General features: G+C 70.1%; 2 protein-coding genes and 1 pseudogene. All 3 read left to right on the forward strand.

The window, feature by feature from the left end:
- Window positions 1–267: pseudogene (locus VIG90_RS17255) on the forward strand (hypothetical protein); the annotation flags it as partial.
- A gap of 4 nt (window positions 268–271) precedes the next feature.
- On the forward strand, window positions 272–3,277 hold the full coding sequence (gene addB / locus VIG90_RS17260) for a double-strand break repair protein AddB (protein WP_331594764.1): 3,006 nt from the start codon (window positions 272–274) through the stop codon (window positions 3,275–3,277).
- A partial coding sequence (gene addA / locus VIG90_RS17265; protein ID WP_331594765.1) for a double-strand break repair helicase AddA occupies window positions 3,240–6,097 on the forward strand: 2,858 nt, incomplete at its 3' end. The genes addB and addA, both read left to right, overlap by 38 nt.

Genomic DNA, 6,097 nt, shown 5'->3' on the forward strand with positions numbered 1-6,097 from the left:
CGCCTGTTCACGGACCTGCCGGGCGGGGCGTTCTCGCTCAACCTGCTCTACAACCGCGCGCTGGCTGCCGGGCGGCTGTACGGTCTGGTTCACACCGGGCTCTGGCACCACGTCGGCACGCCCGAGGCGGTGGAGGAAGCCACCGCCCGCCTGGAGCAGCTCTCTCACAGGGTGGCACACCCTGCGGCTGAGAAAGTGCGGCCAGACAAGAGTTTAGAGCTGCGATCTGATCCAATCAGATCGGAAACGGCTCTAAGGCAAGGATAAGCGCATGGCGGAACTGCAGGGAGGACGGCCCCGGGTTTACACGCTCGCCCCCCACGAGGCGTTCGTGGATTCGGTGGCGCGCGGCGTCTACGCCCTGACCGAGCGTGACCCCATCGGCCTTGCCCGCGCCCAGATCTTCCTGCCCAACCGCCGCTCCACCCGCGCCATGAGCGAGGCGTTCATCCGCCAGAGCGAGGCGCGGGCAACGCTGCTGCCCCGCCTGACCCCGTTCGGCGACATTGACGAGGACGAAGCCCTCGGCAGCTTCCTCGATGACTTCGCGGCAGAGACCGACATTCCCCCCTCCATCGGCGTCGTCGAGCGGCAGGTGGAGCTCTCCCGCCTCGTCAAGGCATGGCTGGCAACGCAGGGGCGCGGCGACACGCCCGCCGCCGAGGTGCACCGGCTGGCGGCGGCGCTCACCCGCACGCTGGACCAGCTCATCATCGAGCGTGTCGACCCCGCCCAGCTGCGCGAGACCGTGCCGGACACGCTGGCTGAACACTGGCAGATGACGCTGGGCTTCCTCTCCATCGTGCTCGACGCATGGCCGAAGCACTTGGCCGAGCGCAAGCTCATTGACGCGACCGACCGGCGCAACCGCCTGCTCGAAGCGCTCACCCGCCGCTGGATGGACGCCCCGCCCGAGCATCTGGTGGTGGCGGTGGGCTCCATCGGCTCCATTCCCGCCGCCGCGGATCTGCTGCGCGTCATCGCCCGCCTGCCCAATGGTATGGTGGTGCTGCCGGGGCTGGACCTTGAGCTGGACGATGCCGCGTGGGAGGCGGTCGATCCGCGCCATCCGCAGTGGGACCTGAAGCAGCTGCTCAACACGCTGGGCGTCGCGCGGGAGGAAGTGGAGCCGTGGCCGTGGGACGGTCACGCCGAGCCGCACCGGGTCGAGGCCACCCGCATCGCCATGCTGCCCGCCGCCGTCACCACCCGCTGGCACAACCTGCCCCCGGCGGACAAGGCGCTGGAAGGCGTCAAGGTGATCGAGGCCGCCAACCCGCCCGAGGAAGCGCAGGTCATCGCGCTGGCCCTGCGCCGGGTGCTGGAGGAGCCGGGCAAGACCGCCGCGCTGGTCACGCCCGATCGCAACCTTGCCCGGCGCGTCGCCGCCCTGATGCGCCGCTACGGCGTGGAGATCGATGACTCGGCAGGCCGCCCGCTCGGCAACACGCCGCCCGCCGTCTTCATGCGCCTGCTGGCCACCGCCACGCTGCGGGAATTCTCCGCCGTCTCCCTGCTGGCGCTGCTCAAGCATCCGCTCGCCTGCTCCCACGCCAACCGCGCCGCGCACCTGCATTCCGTGCGCGACCTTGACCGCCACGTGCTGCGCCGCCTGCGCGCCGCGCCGGGACTGGACGGCATCCGGAAAGCCATCGAGGGGCTTCAGGATGACAGCAAGGATCTGGCCCGCATCGGCCGCAACCTCGAGCGCTGGTGGAAGGGCATCGCCTCCATCCTCGAGCCCTTCTCTGACCTGATGCACACCGATCAGGTGGACGGCGAGACGATGCTGGACGCCCACATCAACGCCAGCCAGAAGCTCGTCGGCAACGGAGACCTGTGGCTGGGCGATGCCGGACGCGAACTCTCCGCCCGCCTCGGCGATCTCAAGCGCTGCGGCGAACGGCTGGGCCGGTTCGAGCCGGAGGATTACCCCGCGCTCTTCACCGCATGGCTGGATGATGTCGTCGTGCGCCCGCATTACCGCACCCACCCGCGCCTGGCGATCTGGGGTCTGATGGAAGCGCGCCTCCAGCGCATGGACCTGATGATCCTCGCCGGTCTCAATGAGGGCGTATGGCCGGGCATCCCCGCGCCCGATCCCTGGCTCAGCCCCGCCATCCGCCGGACGCTGGGTCTGTGGACGGTCGAGCGCCGCGTCGGCCAGAGCGCGCACGATTTCTCCCAGCTTCTGGGCTCGGCCAACGTGCTGCTCACCCGGGCGCGCAAGGACGGCTCGGCCCCCACCGTGCCCTCCCGCTTCTGGCTGCGCCTCGAGGCGACCGTCGGCGGCATGCCGCATGACAACGAACTGCTGGCCCTCGCGCGCGGGCTCGACCATCCCCACGCCGTCGTGCCCGCCGATCGCCCGCGCCCGACCCCGCCGGTCACGGCCCGTCCGCGCAAGCTCTCCGTCACCGAGGTCGAGACCCTCCTGACCGACCCGTATGTGTTCTACGCTCGCAAGATCCTGCGCCTGCGCCCGCTCGACCCGCTGGAGGCGGACCCTGACGCGGCCGAGCGCGGCACCCTGCTGCACGAGGCGCTGGAGAACTGGGCGCGCAAAGGCGTGTTCTCCGCCCAGCACCTGCAGGCCGAAATGGAAAAGGTGCTGGCGGACATCTTCCGCCAGCCGCTCATCGCCAACCTGTGGCGGCCCCGGCTCCAGCGCATCTCGAACTGGGTGGCCGCCCGCGTGCATGAGCGCATGGCCGGCAACTGGACGCAGGCGGGCGTCGAGGTCAGCGGCGAGATCGAGGTCGCGGGCATCACCCTCAAGGGCAAGGCGGACCGCATCGAGCGTGACCACGAGGGCAGGCTGGCCATCATCGACTACAAGACCGGCGAGCCGCCCACCCACGCCCAGCGCGAGAGCGGCTATGCGCCTCAGCTCCCGCTGCTGGCCCTCATTGCCGAGCACGGCGGCTTCAAGGAGCTGGGCGCGGCAAAGGCCGCTGACCTGCGCTACTGGAAGCTGAGCGGCGGCGCGACCGAGGGCAAGGACACGGACGCCCTCATCTATGGCCGCAAGCCGTGGATCACGGTGGAGGACTGGGTGGCCATGTCCGTCATCCGTCTCAAGGACGCGGTGCAGGAGTATCTGGACGGCACGGCGCCGTTCATCGCCAAGCTGCACCCCGAGTATGCGCGCGGGCAGGATTACGACGTGCTGGCCCGGGTCGATGAATGGCTCGGCCGCACCAATGGCAACGGTAATGGTAACAGCAACGGCAGCGGTCATGACAACGGGAACGGGGGCGGCAATGGCCAGGGCTAGTTTCCGGCTGACGCCCGAGCAGGCGCGCGCGGCGGACCCCACTGCTCCGGTCTGGGTGTCGGCCTCGGCCGGCTCGGGCAAGACGCAGGTGCTCACCGCCCGCGTGCTGCGCCTGCTGCTCCAGGACGTGAAGCCGGAGTCCATTCTCTGCATCACCTTCACCAAGGCGGCGGCGGCCGAAATGGCCACCCGCGTGTTCAAGGTGCTGGGTGACTGGGCCCGCGCCAGCAATGACCAGCTTCGCGCCGAGTTCGAGGGGCTGGGCGAAATCCCCAGCCCGGAACGGCTGGGCCGCGCCCGCACGCTCTTCGCCCGCTGCCTTGATGCCGAGGGCGGTCTGAAGATCCAGACCCTGCACGCCTTTGCCCAGTCCCTGCTCGCCAGCTTCCCGCTGGAGGCGGGCATCGCGCCGGGCTTCTCGACGCTCGATGACCGCACCGCGTCCGAGGCGATCCGCACGGTCATGACCGCCGAGCTCTCCCGCGCCGCGCGGCAGGGCGACCACCGCCTGCTGGAAGACGTCGCCTGCATCTCCGTCGCGGCGGGCGACCAGAAGTTCATGTCCATCGTGAACGAGCTGATCCGGCAGGGCCCGCGCATCCTCGGCTTTGCCGGGCAGGGCGGCCTGCGCGGTATCGAGCCGCGCCTGCGTGCCCTGTTCAGCCTGCCGCGCGACGGCTCCCCGACCGACTGGCTCGCCGGTCAGGTGACGGACGAGCGCCTCCAGTGGCTTGAGCTGCCGCGTATTGCTGAAAGCTGGAAGCACGGCGCACCCGGCGATCAGGACAAGGCCGCCCGCCTCCAGCTCTGGCTGGCGCGCGAGGCCCATGACCGCGCTGACACGTTCGATGCCCTGCGCGGCCTGTTCTTCAGCGAATCCTCCGGCAAGCCCTTCGCCAAGCTGGCAACCAAGGGCGCGATCACCTTCGATCCCGACATTCTGGAGGTGGCGGACAAGGCGCTCAACCGCGTGGCGGAGCTTCAGGACACCCTGTCCCGCTTCCGCGCCGTCGAGACCGCCGCCTGCTACCTGCGCTTCGGCTTCACGCTGGCCGCCGCCATGGACGCCTACAAGGCGCGCGTCGGCGCGCTCGGCTTCGATGACCTCATCGCCCGCGCCGCCCGCCTCCTCACCGCCGAGGGCGCGGCCCAGTGGGTGCGCTACAAGCTGGACATGTCGATCGATCACGTGCTGGTCGATGAAGCGCAGGACACCAACGCCGACCAGTGGGCCATCGTCCGCGCCCTGACCGAGGAGTTCTTCGCCGGCATCGGCACCCATGAGCCGGGCCGCACCGTCTTTGCCGTGGGTGATCTCAAGCAGGCGATCTTCGGCTTTCAGGGCTCAGACCCCGCCACCTTCATCGAGGCGGAACAGCGCTACGCGGCGGAAGCCGAGGCCGTGGGCGCGGAGCTGCGCCGCGTCCCGCTCGACCGCTCCTTCCGCTCGACCGAGGCGGTGTTGAAAGTGGTCGATGCTGCCATCAACCAGCTCGGCCCGGACGCCCTTGGCATTCGCGAGGCGCACCCGCACGTCGCCTCCCGCTCCGGCCAGACCGGCATGGTCGCGCTGTGGCCCGCCATCGAGCCGACGGCGGCCGAGGAAGAGGAAGCCGCGGACACCGCCGTTGCGGAAATGGACTGGCAGCCCCCGGCCGAGCGCAAGCTGGCCGAGCAGATCGCCCACCAGATCGCTGACTGGCTGCGCCGCGGCGAAATGCTGGAAGCCCGCAACCGCCCGGTGCGCCCCGGCGATATCCTGGTGCTGGTGCGCAAGCGCAGCGAGTTCGTGCGCGCCCTCGTGGCGGAGCTGGCTCACCTGCGCGTGCCCGTGGCGGGCGTTGACCGCATGATGCTGGCCGTGCCGCTGGCGGTCCGGGACATCCTCTCCCTCATCCGCTTCGCCCTGCTGCCGGACGATGATCTGACGCTGGCCGAGGTGCTCAAGTCCCCCTTCATCGGCTGGAGCGAGGATCAGCTCTTCGCCGTCGCCAACGGGCGGGGCGAGGCCTCGCTGTGGACCGAGCTGAAGCGCTGGGCCGATACGGGCGAGACCGAGGCCGCGCGCGCCTATGACCGCCTGCACGACGTCATGGCCGTCGCCGACTGGGCGCCGCCCTACGAGTTTCTGGAAATCGTGCTCTCCGACCTTGGCGGGCGGAACCGGGCGCTCGGCCGCTTCGGCCCGCAGGCGCGCGATCCGCTCGACATGCTGATGGAAGCGGCGCTCGCTTACGAGCGGGATTTCCCGCCCTCCCTGCAAGGCTTCCTCGACTGGCTGGAGCGCGGCGACATCGAGGTGAAGCGCGACCCCGAAGCCGCCCGCGATGAAGTCCGGGTGATGACCGTGCACGGCGCCAAGGGCCTGCAGGCCCCGGTCGTCATTCTGGCGGACGCCTACGCCTTGCCGGACGAGAAGAACCCAATGGTGCCGATCAGGGCCCAGGGGGAGGGGGTGCAGGACGGCACCGTGCCCATCTGGTACGGCGGCAAGGCCTACGCCGTCGGCCCGGTCAGCCAGTCCATCGAGGCCATCCGCAAGAAGCAGGCGCAGGAGCACGCCCGCCTGCTTTATGTCGCGCTCACCCGCGCCGAGGACCGGCTGTATATCGCCGGCTGGAAACCGGCCCGCAACATCAGCCGCAGCCTGACGCCGTGGTACGAGACCGTCGCCTCCGCGCTCGATGAGCTTGGCGCACATACCATCGATGACCCGCTCTGGCGCGCTTACGGCGAGATCCGCTGCTTCCGTCTCGAAGGGCCGACCAAGCGATTCGACCAGCCGGGCGAGGGGGACGTGCAGCCCGCAACCGAGCTGCC

Source organism: Pedomonas sp., assembly GCF_036515995.1.
Lineage (GTDB): Bacteria > Pseudomonadota > Alphaproteobacteria > Sphingomonadales > Sphingomonadaceae > Pedomonas.

Excerpts from the sequence above, each read along its gene's own strand:
- addB (WP_331594764.1), top strand. The coding sequence starts at position 272 with ATGGCGGAACTGCAGGGAGGACGGCCCCGGGTTTACACGCTCGCCCCC.